The 20,074-nt window shown below is 64.4% G+C and carries 17 protein-coding genes and 1 pseudogene; 6 read left to right on the plus strand and 12 right to left on the minus strand.

Annotation, left to right across the window (positions count from 1 at the left end; all coding sequences use genetic code 11):
* Positions 1-96 precede the first annotated feature (96 nt).
* Positions 97-1,341, plus strand: a complete 1,245-nt coding sequence (locus NXT3_RS04470; protein WP_037413339.1) for an aromatic ring-hydroxylating oxygenase subunit alpha — start codon at positions 97-99, stop codon at positions 1,339-1,341.
* Entirely contained in the window at positions 1,338-2,438 is a 1,101-nt protein-coding gene (locus NXT3_RS04475; RefSeq protein WP_179864773.1) for an FAD-binding oxidoreductase, read from the plus strand. Before NXT3_RS04470 ends, NXT3_RS04475 begins: the two co-directional genes overlap by 4 nt.
* A 26-nt stretch (positions 2,439-2,464) precedes the next feature.
* Here the strand turns inward: NXT3_RS04475 and NXT3_RS04480 are convergent, their stop codons facing one another.
* Positions 2,465-3,526: a glycoside hydrolase family 25 protein gene (locus NXT3_RS04480; protein WP_199773325.1), complete on the minus strand. Its 1,062-nt coding sequence runs from the start codon at positions 3,524-3,526 to the stop codon at positions 2,465-2,467.
* Between the two features lie 160 nt (positions 3,527-3,686).
* A pseudogene (locus NXT3_RS04485) lies at positions 3,687-4,641 on the minus strand (transporter).
* Positions 4,642-4,820: 179 nt separating this feature from the next.
* On the opposite strand from NXT3_RS04485, the gene NXT3_RS04490 reads away from it, so the two are divergent.
* The 3 genes from NXT3_RS04490 to NXT3_RS04500 all read left to right on the plus strand — a co-directional run bounded on the left by NXT3_RS04490 (position 4,821) and on the right by NXT3_RS04500 (position 8,810).
* Positions 4,821-6,602: an acyl-CoA dehydrogenase family protein gene (locus NXT3_RS04490; protein WP_104838850.1), complete on the plus strand. Its 1,782-nt coding sequence runs from the start codon at positions 4,821-4,823 to the stop codon at positions 6,600-6,602.
* A gap of 21 nt (positions 6,603-6,623) precedes the next feature.
* On the plus strand, positions 6,624-7,376 hold the full coding sequence (locus tag NXT3_RS04495) for a crotonase/enoyl-CoA hydratase family protein (protein ID WP_104838851.1): 753 nt from the start codon (positions 6,624-6,626) through the stop codon (positions 7,374-7,376).
* 342 nt (positions 7,377-7,718) lie between these two features.
* Positions 7,719-8,810 (plus strand): mechanosensitive ion channel family protein, encoded by a 1,092-nt coding sequence (locus tag NXT3_RS04500; RefSeq protein WP_104838852.1) that lies wholly within the window; start codon positions 7,719-7,721, stop codon positions 8,808-8,810.
* A gap of 54 nt (positions 8,811-8,864) precedes the next feature.
* On the opposite strand, the gene NXT3_RS04505 is transcribed toward NXT3_RS04500, so the two are convergent.
* From NXT3_RS04505 to NXT3_RS04535, 7 genes are all read right to left on the minus strand, one after another.
* Positions 8,865-10,112 (minus strand): class I SAM-dependent RNA methyltransferase, encoded by a 1,248-nt coding sequence (locus NXT3_RS04505; protein ID WP_097526303.1) that lies wholly within the window; start codon positions 10,110-10,112, stop codon positions 8,865-8,867.
* A complete protein-coding gene (locus NXT3_RS04510; RefSeq protein ID WP_104838853.1) occupies positions 10,109-10,864 on the minus strand; it encodes a TlyA family RNA methyltransferase in 756 nt (251 codons plus the stop codon). Before NXT3_RS04510 ends, NXT3_RS04505 begins: the two co-directional genes overlap by 4 nt.
* A 68-nt stretch (positions 10,865-10,932) precedes the next feature.
* Positions 10,933-12,870: a 1-deoxy-D-xylulose-5-phosphate synthase gene (gene dxs / locus NXT3_RS04515; protein ID WP_104838854.1), complete on the minus strand. Its 1,938-nt coding sequence runs from the start codon at positions 12,868-12,870 to the stop codon at positions 10,933-10,935.
* Positions 12,871-13,007: 137 nt separating this feature from the next.
* Positions 13,008-13,931 carry a pirin family protein gene (locus NXT3_RS04520; RefSeq protein ID WP_104838855.1) on the minus strand — a complete coding sequence of 308 codons (924 nt, stop codon included), beginning with the start codon at positions 13,929-13,931 and terminating at the stop codon, positions 13,008-13,010.
* A 248-nt stretch (positions 13,932-14,179) separates the two neighbouring features.
* A complete protein-coding gene (locus NXT3_RS04525) occupies positions 14,180-14,434 on the minus strand; it encodes an exodeoxyribonuclease VII small subunit (RefSeq protein ID WP_037413353.1) in 255 nt (84 codons plus the stop codon).
* 3 nt (positions 14,435-14,437) lie between these two features.
* Complete coding sequence (locus NXT3_RS04530) at positions 14,438-15,367, minus strand: histone deacetylase family protein (protein ID WP_037413356.1); 930 nt, start codon at positions 15,365-15,367, stop codon at positions 14,438-14,440.
* A gap of 63 nt (positions 15,368-15,430) precedes the next feature.
* Positions 15,431-16,399 (minus strand): zinc-dependent alcohol dehydrogenase family protein, encoded by a 969-nt coding sequence (locus NXT3_RS04535; RefSeq protein WP_104838856.1) that lies wholly within the window; start codon positions 16,397-16,399, stop codon positions 15,431-15,433.
* Between the two features lie 14 nt (positions 16,400-16,413).
* Here NXT3_RS04535 and NXT3_RS04540 point away from each other — a divergent pair, with 14 nt between their 5' ends.
* On the plus strand, positions 16,414-16,815 hold the full coding sequence (locus NXT3_RS04540) for an acyl-CoA thioesterase (protein ID WP_104838857.1): 402 nt from the start codon (positions 16,414-16,416) through the stop codon (positions 16,813-16,815).
* On the opposite strand, the gene NXT3_RS04545 is transcribed toward NXT3_RS04540, so the two are convergent.
* Genes NXT3_RS04545 through NXT3_RS04555 form a run of 3 tightly spaced genes read right to left on the minus strand, consistent with a single transcriptional unit; the run spans position 16,803 to position 20,044 of the window.
* On the minus strand, positions 16,803-17,996 hold the full coding sequence (locus NXT3_RS04545; protein ID WP_097526299.1) for a thiolase family protein: 1,194 nt from the start codon (positions 17,994-17,996) through the stop codon (positions 16,803-16,805). The genes NXT3_RS04540 and NXT3_RS04545 overlap by 13 nt on opposite strands.
* A complete protein-coding gene (locus tag NXT3_RS04550) occupies positions 17,980-19,476 on the minus strand; it encodes a class I adenylate-forming enzyme family protein (protein ID WP_037413360.1) in 1,497 nt (498 codons plus the stop codon). Before NXT3_RS04550 ends, NXT3_RS04545 begins: the two co-directional genes overlap by 17 nt.
* Positions 19,477-19,480: 4 nt before the next feature.
* Positions 19,481-20,044, minus strand: a complete 564-nt coding sequence (locus tag NXT3_RS04555; RefSeq protein WP_037413361.1) for a biotin transporter BioY — start codon at positions 20,042-20,044, stop codon at positions 19,481-19,483.
* Positions 20,045-20,074: the final 30 nt, after the last annotated feature.

Raw genomic sequence — 20,074 nt, forward strand, 5'->3', positions numbered from 1 at the left:
TGCGGCGGGCAGCCGGATCGGAGCCAAGGCGCACGACATCTCTCCGGCGCGGTTCCCGTCCTGCCTGCCCGAAACAGGGCTAACGAGGACATGGGCATGGACATCCAGAACGAAATGCTGCGCAAGCTGAAGACCCGCCGCGAGGGCTACAGCCTCGATCGGGCCTTCTACATCGACCCGGACTATTACCGTCAGGACCTGGAGAATATCTGGTACAAAGACTGGCTATTCGTCGGCCACGACTGCGAAATCCCGCGTCCCGGCAATTACTTCACGCTGCAGGTCGGCGACTATCCGATCGTCATCGTGCGCGATCGCCAGGGGGCGGTCCGAGCGCTGCACAATTCCTGCCGCCACCGCGGCTCGCGCGTTTGCACCCAGCACAAGGGATCCTCGGCCAAGCTCGTTTGTCCCTATCACCAGTGGACCTACGAACTCGATGGCAGGCTGCTCTTCGCCCGGCAGATGCCGGAGGATTTCGATCCGGCCCAGCACAGCCTGAAGCCGGTCAATTGCGAAACGGTCGGCGGCTATATCTTCATCAGCCTTGCCGAGCGGCCCATGGATTTCCAGCCCTTCCGCGACACGGTTGCAGCCTATCTCGCGCCGCATCGCCTCGGCGAAACCAAGGTCGCCTATGAAAGCACCATCGTCGAGAAGGGCAATTGGAAGCTCGTCTGGGAGAACAACCGCGAGTGCTACCATTGCGCCGCCAACCATCCGGAACTCTGCCGGACCTATCCCGAGGCTCCGACTGTGACGGGCGTCCAGGGCGCCATGGACGATCCGGAAATCGGTGCCCATTGGGAGAGATGCGAGGCGGCGGGGCTGCCGAGCGCCTTCAAGATCGGGCCGACCGGCCAGTTCCGCATGACGAGGATGCCGCTGATCAACGGGGCGGAGAGCTATACGATGTCCGGCGAGAAGGCGGTCCGCAAGCAGCTTTCCGGCGACATAAGCGCGAACCGCATCGGCACGCTGCTGCTCTTCCATTACCCGACGACCTGGAACCACATCCTCGGCGACCATGCGATCACCTTCCGCGTGCTGCCGCTCGGGCCGGAACTGACGCAGGTCACGACGAAATGGCTCGTCAGCAAGGATGCGGTCGAAGGGGTCGACTATACCCTCGAAGACCTCACCCATGTCTGGACCGAGACCAACGACCAGGACCGGCAGATCGTCGAGGAAAACGCCTTCGGCATCCGCTCGCCGGCCTATGAGCCGGGTCCCTATTCGGCCGAACACGAGGGCGGGGTCATGCAGTTCGTCGACTGGTATTCGCGCTTCATGCAGGATCGCCTGCAGGGCAGCGCCGCTCCTCTGTCGCGGGTGGCATGACGATGGAAATGGCACGCTCCTTTCACCACTTCGACGAACTGCAGCCCTGGAAAGATCGCCAGTTCCTGCTCGAATGCATCTCCGCGGTCGGGGAGACCGCGGACGTGATGACCTTCACCTTCCGGTCCGACAGGCCGGCCTGGTTCCGCTACCTGCCCGGGCAGTTCGTGACGCTGGAACTCCCCGTCGGCGAGGAACCGGTGATGCGCACCTATACGCTATCGTCCTCGCCGTCCCGCCCGCTTTCCGTTGCGGTCACGGCCAAGGCGCAGTCGAACAGCATCGGCACGCGCTGGATGTTCGACAATCTCAGGCCTGGCATGACGTTGAAGGCGCTGGGGCCGCTCGGCGATTTCAGCTTCGTGCGCCATCCGGGCGAAAAATATCTGTTCGTCTCGGCCGGCTCCGGCATCACGCCGATGATGTCGATGACGCGCTGGATGGCGGATTGCGCGCCGGACACGGATGTGACCTTCATTTCCTGTGCCCGGCAGCCGGAGGATCTGCTGTTCAAGCCGGAGTTGGAGATCCTCGCCCGCCAGATGCCGCGTCTCAATCTCGGCTTCCTGGTGGAAGGACACGAAGCGCGTCACGGCTGGCACGGCCTGCGCGGCCGTATCGATGCGACGAAGCTGCCGCTGCTTGCACCGGACTTTCTGGAGCGAACGGTCTTCTGTTGCGGCCCCGAACCCTTCATGCGCGGGGTTCGGGAGATGCTGGAGGGGGCCGGTTTCGATATGGCCCGCTACCACCAGGAAAGCTTCCAGCCGGCGGCGGCGCCGGCGGCAGAGGAACTCGCCATCCGCGCCGGCTCGGCGGCCGGCGCTCAAGGCGAGGCAGCCCGGGTAACCTTCACCATGAGCGGCAAGGAAGTCTCGACCGTCCCCGGCCAGACGATCCTGCAGACAGCACGCGCCAACGGGGTCAGGATCGGTGCGGCCTGCGAGGGCGGCATCTGCGGCACGTGCCGCGTCTTGAAGATCGCCGGCGAAGTCGAGATGAACCACAATGGCGGTATTCTCGATGACGAAGTCGACGAGGGCTACATCCTCGCCTGCTGCTCGCGGCCTATCGGCGACGTTCAGATCGAAGCGTAGACAGCTACAGGCGCCGTCCGGCTTTTTCAGCGGCGCTCGGGCTGGTTGGGCAGGTGGGCCTCGGCGGCCTTCACGCTGATCGCACCGGTGACCGTTCCGTCGACGCCGGCGCCCGAGCCGCTCTCGGCCTCGGCGCGGCTGATGAGCAGGGGTTTTGCGAGCGGGACGGTGGCCGCGGCGCTCGCCGCCGGCGCCTTGCCAATCTTCGCGGAGGCGATGACGGTGACGATCGGCGGCTTCTCCGGGAGCAGCGCGCCCTGCGGCCACACCTTCTTCAACTCTGAAACGGTCATTGCGGCGACGTTGACGTCGATGTCGTTGAGCGTCCCGGGCACGCGATAGGGGCAGCGCTTCTTTCCGCAATTATGCGACGACGAGAACTGCCACAGCGCATAGCGATCCCAGTTGCCCATCGGAAAGACGTCGCGAATGTCGGGCTTGTAGCGGGCATACCAGAGCGGCAGGCGGGAAAGCAGCCGATGCTGGGCGCGGTTGGCGGCGATCTGCTTCGCGGTGATGTGGTTGGTGTAGAGAATGGGGTATCGCCCGGTGCGGGCCTTGATATGGCCGGCAAAGATCGCGGCGTCCTCGAGTGACATGTAGTTCTCGGGATCGATACCCTCGAGGTCGAGAACCATCAATTCGTCCTCGCGCGGCGCCGCATAATCGAGGAAGTGGTTGGCCTGATCGACGGGATTGCCCGGGCGCGCCAGGTGATAGGCGCCCCAGAGCAGTCCATGGGAGCGGGCGATCATTCGGCGCGTCTGATAGAGCTCCCGGCTGACCGCATATTTTCGCCACATCGTCTTGCAATGGGCGACCGTGTCTCCGCCGTGATCGCCGGTGCAGCTGTAGCTTTCCGGAAGGCCGTCGGAGGCCTTCGCGATGAAGCCGGCGATGCGCTTGTCCTTCAGCATCGCTTCCCAGTCGATGCTGTTCAACTCGTAGGCGTCGACGATGATGGCGTTCTGCCGCGCTTTCCACGGTTCGACGTCTGCGGCGCGTGCGTTCGCCGCCGCAAAGGCCAGGCCTACCAAGGCCGCCAGGCGCAAGATCATCCCCGAGATCGAGATTCCCCGCTTTTCCATTCTCTGAGATTGCCGACTTAGCGTTAAAGGGTCGTAAATCTCAGCCCCTCAGCCAATCTGCGCGAGAGCGCCGCTCCTGTACACTGACTCTTGGCGGTAAAGTGCGGCGGGACTCGGCTCTGGATTGTGGCGCGAAACGCGGCGTGTTGGTCGTATCCGGTCAAAGGATGCCGACGCGTTTGAGGATCAGCCATGCCAGGCCCATGGAGGCGGCGATGATCAGCCCGGCATAGAGCGTGCCGCTGCCGTTGGCGAAGGGCAGGGCACCCGTGTTCATGCCGAAGAAGCCGGTGACGAGCGTCGGCGGCAGCAGGAAAGCGGTCATCAGCGAGAGAATGTAGAGGTGACGATTGGTCTCCGACGAAATCTTGCTGTCGATCTCCTCGTGCAGCAGCCTGGCGCGCTCCTGAAGCGCGAACACGTCGCGATCGACCGCCTCCAGCCGATCGGATAGCCGTTCGGTGACGTCGATGAAGCCCGGCGGCACCTCGTCCTCATCGGACGCGCCGGCGCGTCGCAGCAGCGCGAGGATCGTTCTCAGATGCCGATGCAGCCGCACGACGGTTCGGCGCAAGGGCGCCAACCCCGGCTGCTGCCGGTGCCCCGCCTCGCCATAGACCCGGTCCTCGATGACGTTCAGTTCCTCGGTCAATTCAAGCACCAGCGTGATCAGCGTCCGCTGGAACTCGGTGACGAGCATTTCGAAGAGATCGATCGGTCGGCCGCATTTGGCGCTCTTCTCGACCGCCGCCTTGACGCGGTCGATGCTTCTCAAAGGATGCAGGCGGCTGGTGATGATCATCCGGTCGCCGACGGCGAAGTGCAGCCAGCCGATCGTCTTCGTCATCGTGTCGAAGGTCCGTTCGAAGTCGACAAGCGTGCCATAGACGACGTCCTCGGCAACGGTGATCGCCGCTTGGGTGTCACGGTGCCGATGCGCTCGATCAGTGCCGGCGTGCGCGCATCGCTCAACGCCAGATGCAGCCAGACCCAGCCTTCGCCGCCTTGAAGGCTGCCGACGGGTGAATCCGTCGCGATTCGCAGGCAACGGCTTTCTCCGGGCAGGAACCGGTAGGCCAGACGAGGCCGGGTATTTCGGGAGAAATCAGGTTCATCGGAGCGCCATGACCGTCGTTCGAAGTGGCTTCTATTCGCGCGCCATTACAGTTTTGTTACAGTCCATCGCCGGCCGCGGTGTCCAGAATTGACGTTGACGTTTACGTAAAAACTAATAGGGTGCGGCCGGTAGGAAGCCGAAGCGAACCTGCGCCTGCGGCCGCAAGGGAGGAGCACCATGTACAAGGCACCGGTGGACGAGATCGCATTCACCCTGAAGCACGTGGCCGGTATGGCCGATGCCCTGAGCGCGGGCGTCTTCGGCGAACTTGGCGAAGATCTCGTCGACGCGATCCTTTCGGAAGCCGGCCGCTTCGCCACCGACGAGGTGGCGCCGCTCGGCGAAGTGGGGGACCGTCAGGGATCGCGGCTTATCGACGGCGCGGTCAAGACGCCGGAAGGTTGGCGCAACCTCTACCATAAATGGATTCAAGGAGGCTGGAACGGCCTGACGGCGCCAGAGGTTTTCGGCGGCCAGGAACTGCCGCACATGCTGCATGTCGCCGCCATGGAGATGTGGAACAGCGGCTCCATGGCCTTCGCGCTTGGCCCGACCCTCACCATGGGCGCGATCGAGGCACTGGACAGGCACGGTTCCGATTTCCTGAAGGCGACCTTCCTGTCGAAGATGGTCTCCGGCGAGTGGATGGGGTCGATGAACCTGACCGAGCCGCACGCCGGCTCCGACCTCGGCGTGCTGAAGACCCGTGCCGAGCGCTGCGGCGACGGCAGCTACCGCATCTTCGGCCAGAAGATCTTCATCACCTGGGGCGAGCACGATTTCACCGACAACATCGTCCATCTCGTGCTGGCGCGCCTGCCGGACGCGCCTGCGGGTACGAAGGGCATCTCGCTGTTTCTTGTGCCGAAGTTCCTCGTCAATGAGGACGGTTCGCTCGGCGCCCGCAACGATCTCTTCTGCCACTCGCTCGAACACAAGCTGGGCATCCATGGGTCGCCGACCTGCACGATGATCTATGGCGACGGCAAGTTCGGCGACGAGAAGGGCGCGATCGGCTATCTGGTCGGCGAGGAAAACCGCGGCCTTGCCTGCATGTTCACGATGATGAACAACGCCCGGCTTGCCGTCGGTATGCAGGGCGTGGCGATTGCCGAGGCAGCGACGCAAAAGGCCATCGCCTATGCCAAGGAACGCACCCAGGGCCGGGCGCCCGGCTGGAGCGGCCAAGGCATGAGCCCGATCATCGAGCATCCGGATGTCGCCCGCACGCTCTTGACGATGAAGGCGCTGACGCAGGGCTCGCGCGCCATCGCCTGTGCCTGCGCGCACGCCGTCGACATGGCGCATGCGAGCGAAGGCGAAGTGGCCCGCCAGTGGCAGGAGCGCTCGAGCCTCTTGACGCCGATCGCCAAGTCCTTCGCCACCGACGCCGGCGTTGACGTCGCCTCCATGGGCATTCAGGTGCATGGCGGCATGGGATTCATCGAGGAAACCGGTGCGGCCCGCTATCTGCGCGACGCCCGCATTGCGCCGATCTACGAAGGCACCAACGGCATCCAGGCGATCGATCTCGTCACCCGCAAGCTGCCGCTTTCCGAAGGTAGCCAGGTGCGCGGCTTCATCGGCGAGCTCCGCGACGTCGCCCAGGCGGTGGCGGCTTCGAACAGGCAGGAGTTCGGCGAGACCGCAGCGCGCCTCGAGACGTCGATTGCCGATCTTGAAGAGGCAACCGACTGGCTACTTGCAGCGCTCGGCGACGGACGAACCGCCGAAGCGCTTGCCGGCGCGACCGCCTATCAGCGCCTCTTCGGCCTCGTGCTGACGGGGGCCTATCTTGCCAAAGGCGGCCTGGCGGGCGCCGGTGACGGGAAAGAGGAGGCGCGCGTCGCCCTCTGCCGCTTCGCCGCGGAGAACCTGCTCGCCGAAACGGCGGCGCTCAAGGATCGTGTGGTCACTGGGGCGGAGAGCCTCGCCGCCGCCCGCTTCATTCTCGACTGAAGCAGAAACAGGAAAATCCTTATGACCGATCATGTGCTTGTCGAACGTCCGGACGCCTATCCCGGCGTACAGGTGATCCGCTTCAACCGCCCGGATAAGAAGAACGCCATCACGCGCGACATGTACGCGAAGATGACAACCGCGCTGACGGTCGCCGGATCGGATCCCGCGATCCGCGCCACCGCGTTTCTCGGCACGCAAGGGTGCTTTTCAGCCGGCAACGACATGAATGATTTCATGGCTTTCGCCATGGGCGGCAGCATGGGAGGCGAAGTTCTCGACTTTCTCCGCGCCCTGGCGAGCGCGACGAAGCCGGTCGTTTCCGGAGTCGACGGCCTGGCGATCGGCATCGGCACGACGATCCATCTCCATTGCGACCTGACGGTCGCCTCAGCCCGATCGGTGTTCAGGACGCCCTTCGTCGATCTGGCGCTCGTCCCGGAAGCCGCCTCGAGCCTGATCTCCCCGCGCATCATGGGCCACCAGCGAGCCTTCGCCCTGCTTGCCGCCGGCGAGCCGCTCGAAGCGGCCGCTGCCCTTCAGGCCGGATTGATTTGGAAGGTGGTCGACGAGATCGCCGTCGAGGAAGAAACGCTGTCGCTTGCAGGTCGTCTGACGAAGAAACCGCCCGAGGCGCTGCGCATCGCCCGCGATCTGATCCGCGGCGACCGGAATGACGTCCTCGCACGGATCGACGAGGAAGCCGAGCACTTCGCCGCGCAATTGAAGAGTGCCGAGGCGCGCGCGGCATTCGAAGCCTTCATGCGGCGGTGAGGTCCGAGCGCCCGAACTTGCTTCGCGGGAGATGTTGAACCGCTGCAGCAACTTCGTCATGCCACATCAATCGGTCTGCACCCGGCCTGTCGCGGACGACAGCCATCGGCTCGGTAATACTCCACATGGATGGAATGCCTAGAGGCAACTGCCCATATTTGGTGTTTAATGGTGGAGTTACCGTATAGACGCATGTGATCAAGCACAGGTCTGCGAAACGACGACGGGTGTGCCCGGACTGCCCATTTGAACTTCGCCATATGGCGAGGCATCACCGGAATGCCGCCGTCGAGGAACGAGAAGGTATTGGCTGGGCGTGGATGGCCACCGCGGGGTAAACCCATGGAAAGACGGGACAAGGAAAGCGACAAGGAACAGGAAAACCTTTCCCGGCTCGAACGGGCCGCGCAACAAACTGCTGATCCAAGAACCATGCAACAGAAGGCGAAGAAGCCCGAGGAAGAATTTCGCTTCAGCCTTCGCAAGGAAGACATCTGGTGGACGGTAGGCTTCGCCGGCGCTGCCTTGCTGCTTTTTGGCATTCAAGTGCTGATCAACTGGCGCTTAGAATGGCTTGACGCGCCTATGCGCCTTCGCGTGCTGAATTACGTCAGGGGCGGCCTTCTCATTTTCACCATGCTGACCGCGGCGAAGGTCGTTGACGTCTTTCTCATTGGCCGAATTCCCAATCGTGTTGCGCGTTTCAATCTGAAACGTATTTTTCGATTGGTGGTCGTCGTCGCCATCGTATTCGTCGCCATTTCAGTTTTGTTTGTGAACTGGTACGGCGCGGTCGTTTCGCTGGGCCTGATTTCTCTGATTCTCGGTTTTGCGCTGCAAATGCCGATCTCCAGTTTCATCGCGTGGATCTATATTCTGGCCAGGGCGCCTTATCGCGTCGGCGACCGAATTCGCATCGGCGATGCCCACGGCGATGTCATCGATGTCAGCTATCTCGACACGACGTTATGGGAATTCGGCGGCGAGTATCTTTGGACCGATCATCCGAGCGGACGCATTATCAAGTTTCCGAATTCCACCGTGTTTGACACACCGGTCTTCAACTATTCCTGGCCGCTGTTTCCCTATGTCTGGAACGAAATCAAGTTCCAGCTCGCCTATGAAAGCGATCTGGAATTTGTGGCGCGAACCATGAGAGAGGTCGTGGAAGAGCAGATCGGCGACATCATGAGCCAGAAGGTGAAGGTCTATAAGCATATCCTGTCGGAAACGCCGGTGGACGAACTCGACGTGAAGGAGCATCCCGTGGTTCATTTTCGCGTCAGCGAAAACACCTGGCTGGAGGCCATCGTACGTTACCTGGTGCCGCCGAAGGAAGCGGGGCGTACCAAAACACGCTTGATCAAGGAAATGCTGGCACGAATGAATGCGAAACCTGATCGCGTGCTGTTTCCGAAGAGCAATTTGAGGTGAGCCTCCTCACGCCACGAGTCGCATCTGGCCGGATGAACAGCGGCCCATAAGAGATCACTTCTCCAGAGTCGCAACCGTTTCGACATGCGCCGACCAGAGGAATTGGTCGATGGGGGTCACCGATGTAATGCGGTAGCCGGCGGCAACGAGGATCGAGAGATCCCGCGCAAGCGTCACCGGGTTGCAGGAGACCGCGGCGATTTTCTTCACGCCCGAGCGGGCGAGTTCGTGGCATTGCGCCTCGCCGCCGGCCCGGGGCGGGTCGAAGACGACGGCGTCGAAGACCTTCAGTTCCTGCGCCATCATCGGCCGGCGGAAAAGGTCGCGCTTCTCGACCGTCACCGGCTTCAGCCCTTGTGTGTTGCGTGCGGCGAAGTCGAGCGCCTTCAGCGCCTTGTCCTCACCCTCGACGGCATGCACTCGGCTGGTCCGGGCGATCCGAAGCGCAAAGGTGCCGATGCCGGCGAAGAGATCGGCCACGCGCTTCGCCTTGCCGACATGCCCGAGCACGAGCTTCGCCATCGCCTCCTCCGCCGGCCGTGTGGCCTGGGTGAAGGCGCCGGGCGGCGGCGAAACCGATACGCCGCCGAAATCGATCAGTGGCTTGACCGGTTCGATGATGATCTCGCCGTTCAGGCTGACGCGCGCGATGCCCCGCTCGCCGAGAACGGCTTCCACGGTCGAACGTCGCTGACGGTCGCCGAGCTTGATGTCTTCGAAGGCGAGGTCGAGGCCGGTATCGGTCTCGAGCACGGTGATCCGGAACGGTTCGGTGCTCGACGCCATAGCCGCCGCGATCTTGCGGATGGTCGCGAGCCGCGAGACGATGCCCGGGCTGGTGATGGGACATTCGCCGATCGCGACGATATGATGGCTTTGCGCCTGGTTGAAGCCGAGCAGCAGTTCCTTTTCGGTCCGCCGGGCCGTGAACACGGCGCGCCGGCGCTCGCCGGGCCGGGCGACGATCAATGGAGCGACCTCGGGCGTCAGGCCTTTCGACTTCAAGGCGTCGATGACGAGATTGCGCTTGAAGGCGTGGTAGAGCGGGTCGGAGGCGTGCTGCAGGGTGCAGCCGCCGCAGGTGCCGTTGATGCCGTCCGGGCCGAAATGCCGACACTTCGGTTCGGTCCGCTCCGGGGAAGCCTCTTTCAGCGAAATCAGCGTGCCATGTGCCTTGTTGACGGCCAGCGCGACGGTTTCGCCGGGCAGGGTGAAGGGCGCGTAGACGGGGCCCGCTTCGGTCTGCGCAATGCCGTCGCCCTGGGCCCCGAGACGGCTGATGGTGACGATCTCTGTGCTCATCGCTTCAGCCCCGCAAGCAGAAACTCCCTGTTGCCGTCGCCGCCGGCAATGGGCGAGGGGACGAGGCCAAGGCTTTGCCAGCCCATGTCCTCCACGAGCCAGCGTTCGAGTTCGGCCGCCACGGCCGGGGCGCTCTCCGGGGCCTTGAGGAGCCCGGCCTTGCTGATTGCGTCGCGTCCGGCCTCGAATTGCGGCTTCACGAGCAGGATACAATTGGAGCCCGGCTCGGCCAAAGACAGCGCCGGCGGCAGTGCCAGCTTGATCGAAATGAATGAGACGTCGGAGACGACGAAGCCAATCGCCCGGTTACCGATGTCGTCCGCTGTCATCGCGCGGGCATTCAGCCCTTCGATATTGGTGACGCGCGGATCTTCCGCGATACGCGGGTGCATCTGCCCGTGGCCGACATCGACCGCTACCACATGCGCGGCGCCGTGCTTCAACAGCACCTCGGTAAAGCCGCCCGTCGAGGCGCCGACATCGAGGCAGGTCCGACCTGCCGGATCGAAGCCGAAATGGGCGAGCGCGGCAACGAGCTTCAATGCGGCCCGGGAGACATAGGCCTGCGCCGGGTCATCGATGGTGATCGCTGCGTTTTCCGTAAAGGCGGCGGCGGGCTTGGTCACGGTGCGCCCGTCGACCTTGACGGTGCCGCGCTGGATCGCGTCCCGCGCGCGGGCGCGGCTGGCGACCAGGCCCTTGTTCAGGAGCAACTGGTCGAGGCGGAGGATGCTTTGCTTGCTATCGGACATGGGCCGTCATCGCCCGTCGAGAGGTATATTGCAAGCGTGTTCCGTTGAGCCGCGCGGTTCTAAGATTTCTAGCCGGCCGCGCCGAGATCCACCGACTGCTTCTGGCCGAGCGCCTTGAAAACGGTCGATACGATGCCGGCCCGGTCGAGGCCGGCCTGGGCATACATGGATTCGGGCTTTGCCTGCTCCATCCAGATGTCCGGCAGCACCATCGGCCGGACTTTGAGGCCGCCGTCGAGCAGGCCTTCCTCCGCCAGGAAGTGCAGCACATGGCTGGCGAAGCCGCCGATGGCGCCTTCCTCGATGGTGATCAGCACCTCGTGGTGACGTGCAAGCTGGCGGATCAGTTCCTGGTCGAGCGGCTTGGCGAAGCGCGCATCGGCAACCGTTGTCGAAAGGCCGGCGGCATCCAGGTCCTCGGCCGCCAGCAGACTGTCCGCGAGCCGCGTTCCGAAGGAAAGCAGCGCCACCTTGGTGCCCTCTTTGATGATCCGCCCCTTGCCGATCTGAAGAATCTCACCCCGTTCAGGAAGCTCGACGCCGACGCCTTCGCCGCGCGGATAGCGGAACGAGATCGGGCCGTCGTCATAGCCCGCGGCGGTGCGTACCATGTGCTTCAGTTCCGCCTCGTCGGCGGCCGCCATCACCACGAAGCCCGGCAGCGAGGCGAGATAGGTCGTGTCGAAAGAGCCGGCATGGGTCGGCCCGTCGGCGCCGACGAAACCGGCCCGGTCGATCGGGAAGCGCACCGGCAGGCCCTGGATCGCCACGTCGTGCACGACTTGGTCGTAGGCGCGCTGCAGGAAGGTCGAATAGAGCGCCGCAAAGGGCTTGTATCCTTCCGCGGCAAGGCCGGCGGCGAAGGTCACCGCGTGCTGCTCGGCGATGCCGACGTCGAAGCAGCGCGACGGATGCACGGCCGCAAACCGGTCGAGCCCGGTGCCGGACGGCATGGCGGCGGTGATCGCCACGATCTTGTCGTCGAGGCTAGCCTCCTGCACCAGCGCATCGGCGAAGACGGACGTGTAGGCCGGCGCGTTCGGCTTGGCCTTCGCCTGGGCGCCGGTGATCACGTCGAACTTGTTGACGCCATGATATTTGTCGGCGGCGGCCTCGGCCGGCGGATAGCCCTTGCCCTTCTGCGTTACCACATGAATCAGCACCGGTCCGCGCGCATTGTCGCGGACGTTGCGCAAGACCGGCAGCAGATGGTCGAAGGAGTGACCGTCGATCGGGCCGATATGGTAGAAGCCCATCTCCTCGAAGAGGGTGCCGCCGGTGACATAGCCGCGCGCATGCTCGACGGCGCGGGTGATCGCCCGGTCGACCGTCTTGCCGAGATAGGCGGTCAGCTTCTTGCCGACCTCGCGGATGCCCATATAGGTCCGACCGGAGGCAAGCCGTGCCAGATAGGCGCTCATGGCGCCGGTCGGCGGGGCGATCGACATGTCGTTGTCGTTGAGGATGACGATCAGCCGGGCATCGAGCGCGCCGGCATTGTTGAGCGCCTCATAGGCCATCCCGGCCGACAGCGCGCCGTCGCCGATGACGGCGATGACATTGCGGCTCTTGCCGTCGAGATCGGCAGCGACCGCCATGCCGAGGCCGGCGGAGATCGAGGTCGACGAATGCGCCGCGCCGAACGGGTCGTATTCGCTCTCGGCGCGCCGGGTGAAGCCGGAAAGACCGCCTTCTTGACGCAGCGTGCGGATGCGGTCGCGCCGCCCGGTCAGGATCTTGTGGGGGTAGCACTGGTGGCCGACGTCGAAGATCAGCCGGTCGTGCGGCGTGTCGAAGACCTTGTGGATGGCGATCGTCAGTTCGACGACGCCGAGGCCGGCGCCGAGATGGCCGCCGGTGCGCGACACCGCATCGATCATTTCCGCACGCAGTTCGCTCGCCAGCTGCGGCAGGTCCTTGTCGTCGATCCTCTTCAGATCGTCGGGGACATTGACCTTGTCGAGCAGCGGGGTCGCCGGCATCGGATTGGTGGGCAGTTGTGTCACGCTGCGTGCCTCGTGCGCGCCGCCGGGCGACGCGCGAACTGTTGGTGATTTCCGTCTTATCGGCTGTTTAGACGCAATCGTCGTTGAATGCAAAAATTAGGCATTCCTGCGTCGCCAACCAAGGGCTCGACGAAAAATTAGCTTGCCGGCAGGGGAATGAACTCCTCCTCGTCGCCCGGCACGATGTCGAAGCGGCCGCTCGCCCATTCTTCCTTCGCCTTGTCGATGCGCTCCTTCGATGAGGACACGAAGTTCCACCAGATATGCCGTGGCGAGCCGAGTGCAGCTCCGCCGAAGAGCATCACGTGACAGCCGGACGGCCCCGCCGTGATGGTGATCTCGTCGCCGGGCCGGAAGACGAGAAGCTGGTTGTCGGCGAAATGGTCGCCCGCAATTATCGCTTCGCCCGAGAGAATATAGATGGCGCGTTCCTCCCATTGGGCGGCAAAGGGAGCGCTGCGGCCGGCCTCGATCGACAGATCCACATAAATAGTGTGCGTGAAGGTCGAGACGGGCGAAGCAGCCCCTTCGAAATTGCCGATGACCACGCGCGCGCGAACGCCTCCGTCGGCAAGATGCGGCAGCATGTGTTCCTCGGTATGGGCGAAGACTGGATCGACTTCTTCCTTGTCATCGGGCAGCGCCAGCCAGGTCTGCAAACCGGAAAGCGAGCGCTCACGGCCGCGCTGGCTTTCCGGCGAGCGTTCCGAATGGACAATGCCGCGCCCTGCAGTCATCAGGTTCACGTCGCCGGGGCGAATGACCATTTCGGTGCCGAGGCTGTCGCGGTGCTTGATCTCGCCGTCGAAGAGATAGGTGACCGTCGACAGGCCGATATGCGGATGCGGACGCACGTCGATCGCCTGGCCGGCCCGCAGCAGCGCCGGTCCCATGCGGTCGAAGAAGATGAACGGGCCGACGAGCCGCCGCCGCGCCGTCGGAAGCGCCCGACGCACTTCTAGGCCGCCGATGTCGCTGGTGCGCGGGATGATCAGATGTTCTATGGCGTCGCAGGCCGGCTTGTCGCCGGCGAGCGGATCGGGACCGGGAAAAAAGGACATGGCGCTTGCTCCGGTTGGTGGCGTTTCAGCTTGAAACTAGCGCCGATCCTTCTCGCTCGATAGCGGATGTCGGCGAACGAAGTGTTTCCCAAGCTACAATGGTGACGACAGGCCTGGCCCCTCACCCCTCCCCTCCGTTCTGACGGGAAGAGGGGACCGAGTTGGCGCCACAAGTCCCTTCGCCCGGCCTGCGGGGAGAAGGTGCCGGTAGGCGGATGAGGGGCAAATTCTCGGACGAAAGCCGATGGCTATTCCGCGTCGAGCGGCTCCACAGCTTGCGGCTTGCCGTTGCGATCGAGGCGGATTTTCTCGATGCGGTCCTCGGCCGCCTTCAGCAGCGTCTCGCAATGCTTCTTCAGCGCCTCGCCGCGCTCATAGATTTCGATCGATTTGTCGAGCGCCACATCGCCGCGTTCGAGCGCGGAGACGATCCGCTCCAGCTCCTCGACGGCCTGCTCGAAGGAGAGGGCGGAGACGTCCGCCTGCGTATTGTCGTTGTTCATCAATTACCCTCTCATCAGTCTCAGTATGTGCATGCCGGCCGATTCGGCGAGCCCCTGCAGGTCATAGCCGCCCTCGAGCATGCTCACCACTCGGTTGCCGGCGCTCCTGCCGGCGGCCTCCATGAGGCGTCCGGTCGCCCAGTCGAAGTCCTCCGCCACAAGATTGATCTGCGCCAGAGGATCGCGGTAGTGCGCGTCGAAACCGGCGGAGATCAAGACGAGGTCCGGCCGGAAATTGTCGAGAGCAGCAAGAACGCGGCTTCGGAACGCATCGCGGAAGTGCTCGCTGCCGCTATTGGGGGAGAGCGGCGCATTGACGATATTGTGCTTGACGCCGGTTTCTTCTTTGGCGCCGGTGCCCGGATAGAGCGGCATCTGGTGGGTAGAGCAGAACAACACCGACGGGTCGTTCCAGAAAATGTCCTGCGTGCCGTTGCCATGGTGCACGTCCCAGTCGACGATGGCGACCCGCTCGACGCCGTGCGCCTTCTGTGCATGGCGCGCGGCAATCGCGATCGTGTTGAAGAAGCAGAAGCCCATCGCCTTGTTCTTCTCGGCATGGTGGCCCGGCGGGCGGGCCGCGACGAAGGCGTTGTCGGCCTCGCCGGCGAATACCGCGTCGATGGCGGCGACGGCGCCGCCGATGCCGGTCAGCGCCGCCACGAAGCTTGACGGGCTCGCATAGGTATCGGCTTCGATCTGGTTGATGTCCTCGTCCGGCATCGCCCGGGTGATCGACCTGAGGTGCTCCTCGGAATGGGCAAGCAGCACCAGGTCCTCGCTGCCCTTCGACGCCTCGATACGCGTGAGCGGCGCGAAATTCGGATGCTCCAGCGCGAGGTTCAGCGCCCTCAGCCGATCCGGTCGCTCCGGGTGCCCCTCCGGAACTTTGTGTTCCTGGAAGAGGGCATTTTCATAGAGATGCGTGGTCATCCGCGCAAAGCTAGTGCGCGTGCCTGTCAAAATCCATGGCCGCGACAGCAAAAGTCCGAATTTTCAACAGCGCGGATCGAGCAGGATCTTGCCGTTGCGGAGCGGATCGGACTGGTGTGCCAAGGCTTCGCGATGCCGGCTCAACGGATAGGTTGCGGCGACCGGGCTCGCGAACAGCCCGTCGCGAAGGCCCGCAAAGCTTCGGGCAAAGGCTGCCTCGAGGGCGTCGCGCCCGGCGGAGTGGACCCAGGTTCGCAGCCAGAGGAAGGCGAAGCGAAAGTCGGGGCGGCCGGCGATCGCTGCCTGCGGGACCGGAATGCCGCTGAGCGCGCCATACTGGATGAAGGCCCCGCCTCGATGGATGGTCCGGCTGATCAGCTCGGCGGCCAACGTCCCGCCAACCGCATCGAGCACCGCGTCAAACCTTGCCCCTGCCGGAAGGTCGCTGCCGTCGGTCACGACAATCGAATATCCCTCGCCGACACAGGTGCGGCTCTTGTCGCTGCGAAGGACCGCTGTTGGCACAACGCCTTCCAACGTCAGCAACTTCATCAGCATGCCGCCGATCGCCGAACCCGCGGCCGTCACGCCGACGCTGCGGCCCTGGAGAGAGCCGAAATGCAGGCGCAGCGCCTCGACGAGCCGCAGCGCCGTCAACGGGTTGACGTAGCTCATTGCCGCTTGCGTGTCGCTCACATCGTCCGGCACGGCAAAGCACCATTCGGCCGGGCGGACGAGGAATTGCTGCCACAGCCCGCTGGCGCCGATCGGAACCACCCGGTCTCCGGGTTTCAGCTGGTGCACGCCCGTTCCGACGCGACGGACGATGCCGACGCCCTCGAAGCCGGGCACGAAGGGCAGTTCGGTGCGGGCGCGATAGGCGCCGGTCACCGGGATCAGGTCCGATGGGTTGATCGCCGCAAGCGAGATCTCGACCTCGACCTCGCCGGACCCCGGCTCGACGCGGGCGGCGTCGACGATCTCGATGACTTGTTCGGGATCGCCAAACTGTCTAACGAGAGTGGAGCGCATGTAAGGGGCCTCGCATGGACGGCACAGAGCGGGAAAATGTCACGGAAATCCGTATTCCGTTTCGCGATATAGACATGCATGGCCACATGCACAATGCGGCCTACTATGCGCATGCCGAGGCGGCACTGGCCAATCTCTGGCGGCATCGCCCGCCGACGAAGAACGAGCCGGCCTATCTGGTGCGCCGCTCTGCCTGCCTCTTTCATCGCGGCTTGCGTTTCGATGAGCCGGCCCGCTTCACCGTCACCGTGGCGAAGATCGGTGGCAGTTCGGTGACCTTTGCGGTGCGCATCGAGGCTGGCGCCCATCTGGCGGCGGAGGTGGAAATCGTGTGGGTCGCCGTCGATCCGACTCGGCATCAGCCGGTGCCGCTGCCGGCCGCGACGCGCGACTGGCTCGCCGGCTATGCGGTGTGACCCGGTCTCAGCGAGCGAAAATGGGCGACGACGCCCATGCCGCCGCCGACCCCCATCATTGCCAGACCCTCGCTGTCGCTCGCTGCGGCGAGCATCTGGGAAAACAGCCTGACGACGAGAATCGCGCCGGAGGCGCCATAGGGATGGCCGAGCGCGATCGCACCGCCATCGCGATTGACGCGCTCCGGCGAAATGCCGAGGGGATCGAGACTTCCGAGAACCTGAGAGGCAAAAGCCTCGTTGAACTCGATGAAATCGACCTTGGCGACGTCGAGCGCCGGATTGCGGGCACGAAGCCTCGCCATTGCCGGCACCGGGCCGAGGCCCAGGAGGTTGGGGTCGACGCCCGCCGTCGCCGCGTCGATGAACTCGAGGGCAAAGGACACGCCAAGCCGCCTAGCCTCGGCGAGCGACGTCATCAGAACGATCGCCGCGCCGTCATTGATCGGACAGGCATTGCCGGCGGTGACGGTGCCGTCCCTGACGAAGACGGGCTTCAGCCGGGCGAGCGTCTCGGCCGAGGCGTTGGCGCGGGGGCACTCGTCGCTGGCAACGAGGCCGGCCGGCGTCTCGACGGGCACGATCTCGCGACCGAAGCGGCCCGCAGTCTGGGCAGCCACGGCACGGCAATGACTTTCGAGCGCAAACTGGTCCTGGCGCTCGCGCGAAATCCCGCAGGCCGCGGCGACGTTCTCCGCCGCAACGCCCATATCCGGGTCGCCGATGGCATCGGGCGCCATCCGCGCGCGCTTCACCGGCTGCAGTTCCTCGCCACGCGCCAGCGGCGGGCGAAGTCGGATATGGGCGCGGCTGGCGCTTTCGGTGCCTCCGGCAAGATAATATTGCCCGGCGCCGGCCTGGATCTGCCGCGCCGCCAGGACGATCGCCTCGAGCCCGGAGCCGCATTGGCGGTCGATGGTGACGCCGGGGATGGAAACGGGCAGGCCGGCCTCGAGTGCGGCGAGACGCGCGAGATTGCCGGCGCTGTTTGCGGCATTGCCGACAAGCACGTCGTCGATCTCGTTCCGATTGATACCAACGTCCGAGACGATGCGATCGATCAGCAGGGCGGCAAGGTTTGCGGGCTCGATCGCGGCGAGACTGCCGTTGACGCGACCGATCGGCGTGCGTAGCGCCGCGATGACGACCGGTGTGCGGGTGGGATCAGAAGAGGCGTTCAAGGGCACCGTTCTCCTCCGCGATCCATTGCCGCAATTGTCCGGCCGCGATCTTGCCGGAGGCGGTCATCGGCATTTCCCGGCACAGCCAGACCTTGCGTGGATGCTTATAGCGCGGCAGGGCATCAGCAAGATGACGCTCCAGCGCTTCACGCTCGAACCTATCATCGCTCGGCTGGACGACCGCGACAAGCTCGCTGCCGAGATCCGGATGATCCAGGCCGAAGGCCAGCACCGACTGGACGCTGGCCGCAGCCATGATCGCGCTCTCGACTTCCGAGGGATAGATATTGTTGCCGCCGGAAAGCACCATGCCGCCGGCGCGGCCGATGAGATGCAAGGTGCCGTCCTCGTCGAGAGATCCGAGGTCGCCGACGGTGGCGAGCCGCCCATGGCGTCGAAATCCGACATTGTCGCCGCCGGCTATGTAGCCATCTGATATCAGTGCGCTGTCGACGAAGATCGTCCCGGCTTCCCCCGGCGGCAGGCGATTTCCGCGATCGTCCAGGATGGCCAGCCGGACGCCCGGAAATGCCTTGCCCACGGCAGTCGCTGCGTGATGCTCGTCCGCGCCGGCAACTGTGATGAAGCCGAGTTCCGACGCGCCGAAATATTCGATCACCTCTGCCGCGGGGAAGGTGCGCGCTGCAGCGCTGCGGTCCGCCGGCGTCAGCTTGGCACCGGCGACGGTGATCTTTTCGACGCAGCGCAAATGAGCACCTTCCGCCTCATCGCAAAGCCGCCGCAGCATTGTCGGCACCAGCACCAGGCGTTTCGCCCTGGCGGCGCCGATGATGTCGAGTGCCTGGCGCGCCTCGAAGTGGCGGGCGCCGATGAATTCGGCTCCGGCCGCAAGGCTTTCGACGAGGGCATAAAGGGCCAGCCCGTGCGCCAACGGTCCGGGGGCATAGGTCGTCGTTTCCGGTCTTAGGCCGAAGAAATCCTGGCCAATTTCGAGGCTGAGGCGCCAGGATCGGCGGTCGCGGATGATCGCTTTCGGTTCCCCGGTGGTACCCGAAGTGAAGACCACGAGGAACGGTTCCGCCTCGTCGCCGACGCGGATCGGGGAGGAGCCGTCGAACGTATCGAGCGAATGCGTTTGTCCCGCTGACGGAACCTCCAGATGCAGGAGATCGCCGGCGGCGCGGATGACGATCTCCGGTTTCAGCTTTTCCTTCATTCGCTGGCGGGTCGAGTCGGGGAGGTGCGGATCGATGAGCGCGGCACAATTGCCGCCCGATGTCGCGGCGATGAAGGCTGCGGCAAAGAGCGGGTGATTGCCGGTTTCAAGGGCAATCAGCCGGACGCGGCCGGAAAGGACACTTTGCTCCGTCGCCTGCAGGGCCGCTTGTTCGATCGCGTGGAGAATCCAGTACGCGTCCGCGGCAAGCTCGCCATAGGTGAAAACCCCGCCCTCCATGTGGAAGGCCCGGGCGTGCGGGCGCTCGCCCGCATGTCGCGCTATGGCGCCTGCAAGCGGCATTGCGTCAGGCGCGGGCCGGCAGCAGCGGATAGCCGGCGTAGACGGCGCGGGCCGCGAGCGTGGCGATCGCCACCTTGAGGAGATCGCCCGGAATGAACACCAGCGAACCGGTCGCGGCGGTCATCAGCGGCGTGCCGGTGACTGCCGAGAGCCACGGAACGCCGATCGCATAGAGGACGACGATGCCGCCGATCAAGGAGGCGAGGAAGAATCCGACGAACTGACGCGCTTCCGAATTTCCCGGATGCACGAAGCGTTCGGCAATGAGACCGGTGACATAAGCGGCAACCGCCCACCCAAGAATGAAACCGCCCGAGGGGCCGGCGAAGACGGCAAGTCCGCCGCGACCGCCCGACAGCACCGGGAGGCCGATCGCGACCAGCAGGATGAACAGCAGGAAGGAAAGCGCGCCGCGCTTGGCGCCGATGATGCAGCCGGCGAGCATGACGCCCATCGATTGCGCCGTAATCGGAACGGGGATGAAGCCGAGCGTGATCGGCGGGATGAGGCCGAGCACGACGACGATTGCGGCGAAGAGCGCGATGAGGACGAGGTCTCTGGTGTTCATGTGGTCCTATCCTTTATTAGAAGGCGCGAA

The organism is Sinorhizobium fredii (genome assembly GCF_002944405.1).
GTDB lineage: Bacteria > Pseudomonadota > Alphaproteobacteria > Rhizobiales > Rhizobiaceae > Sinorhizobium > Sinorhizobium fredii_C.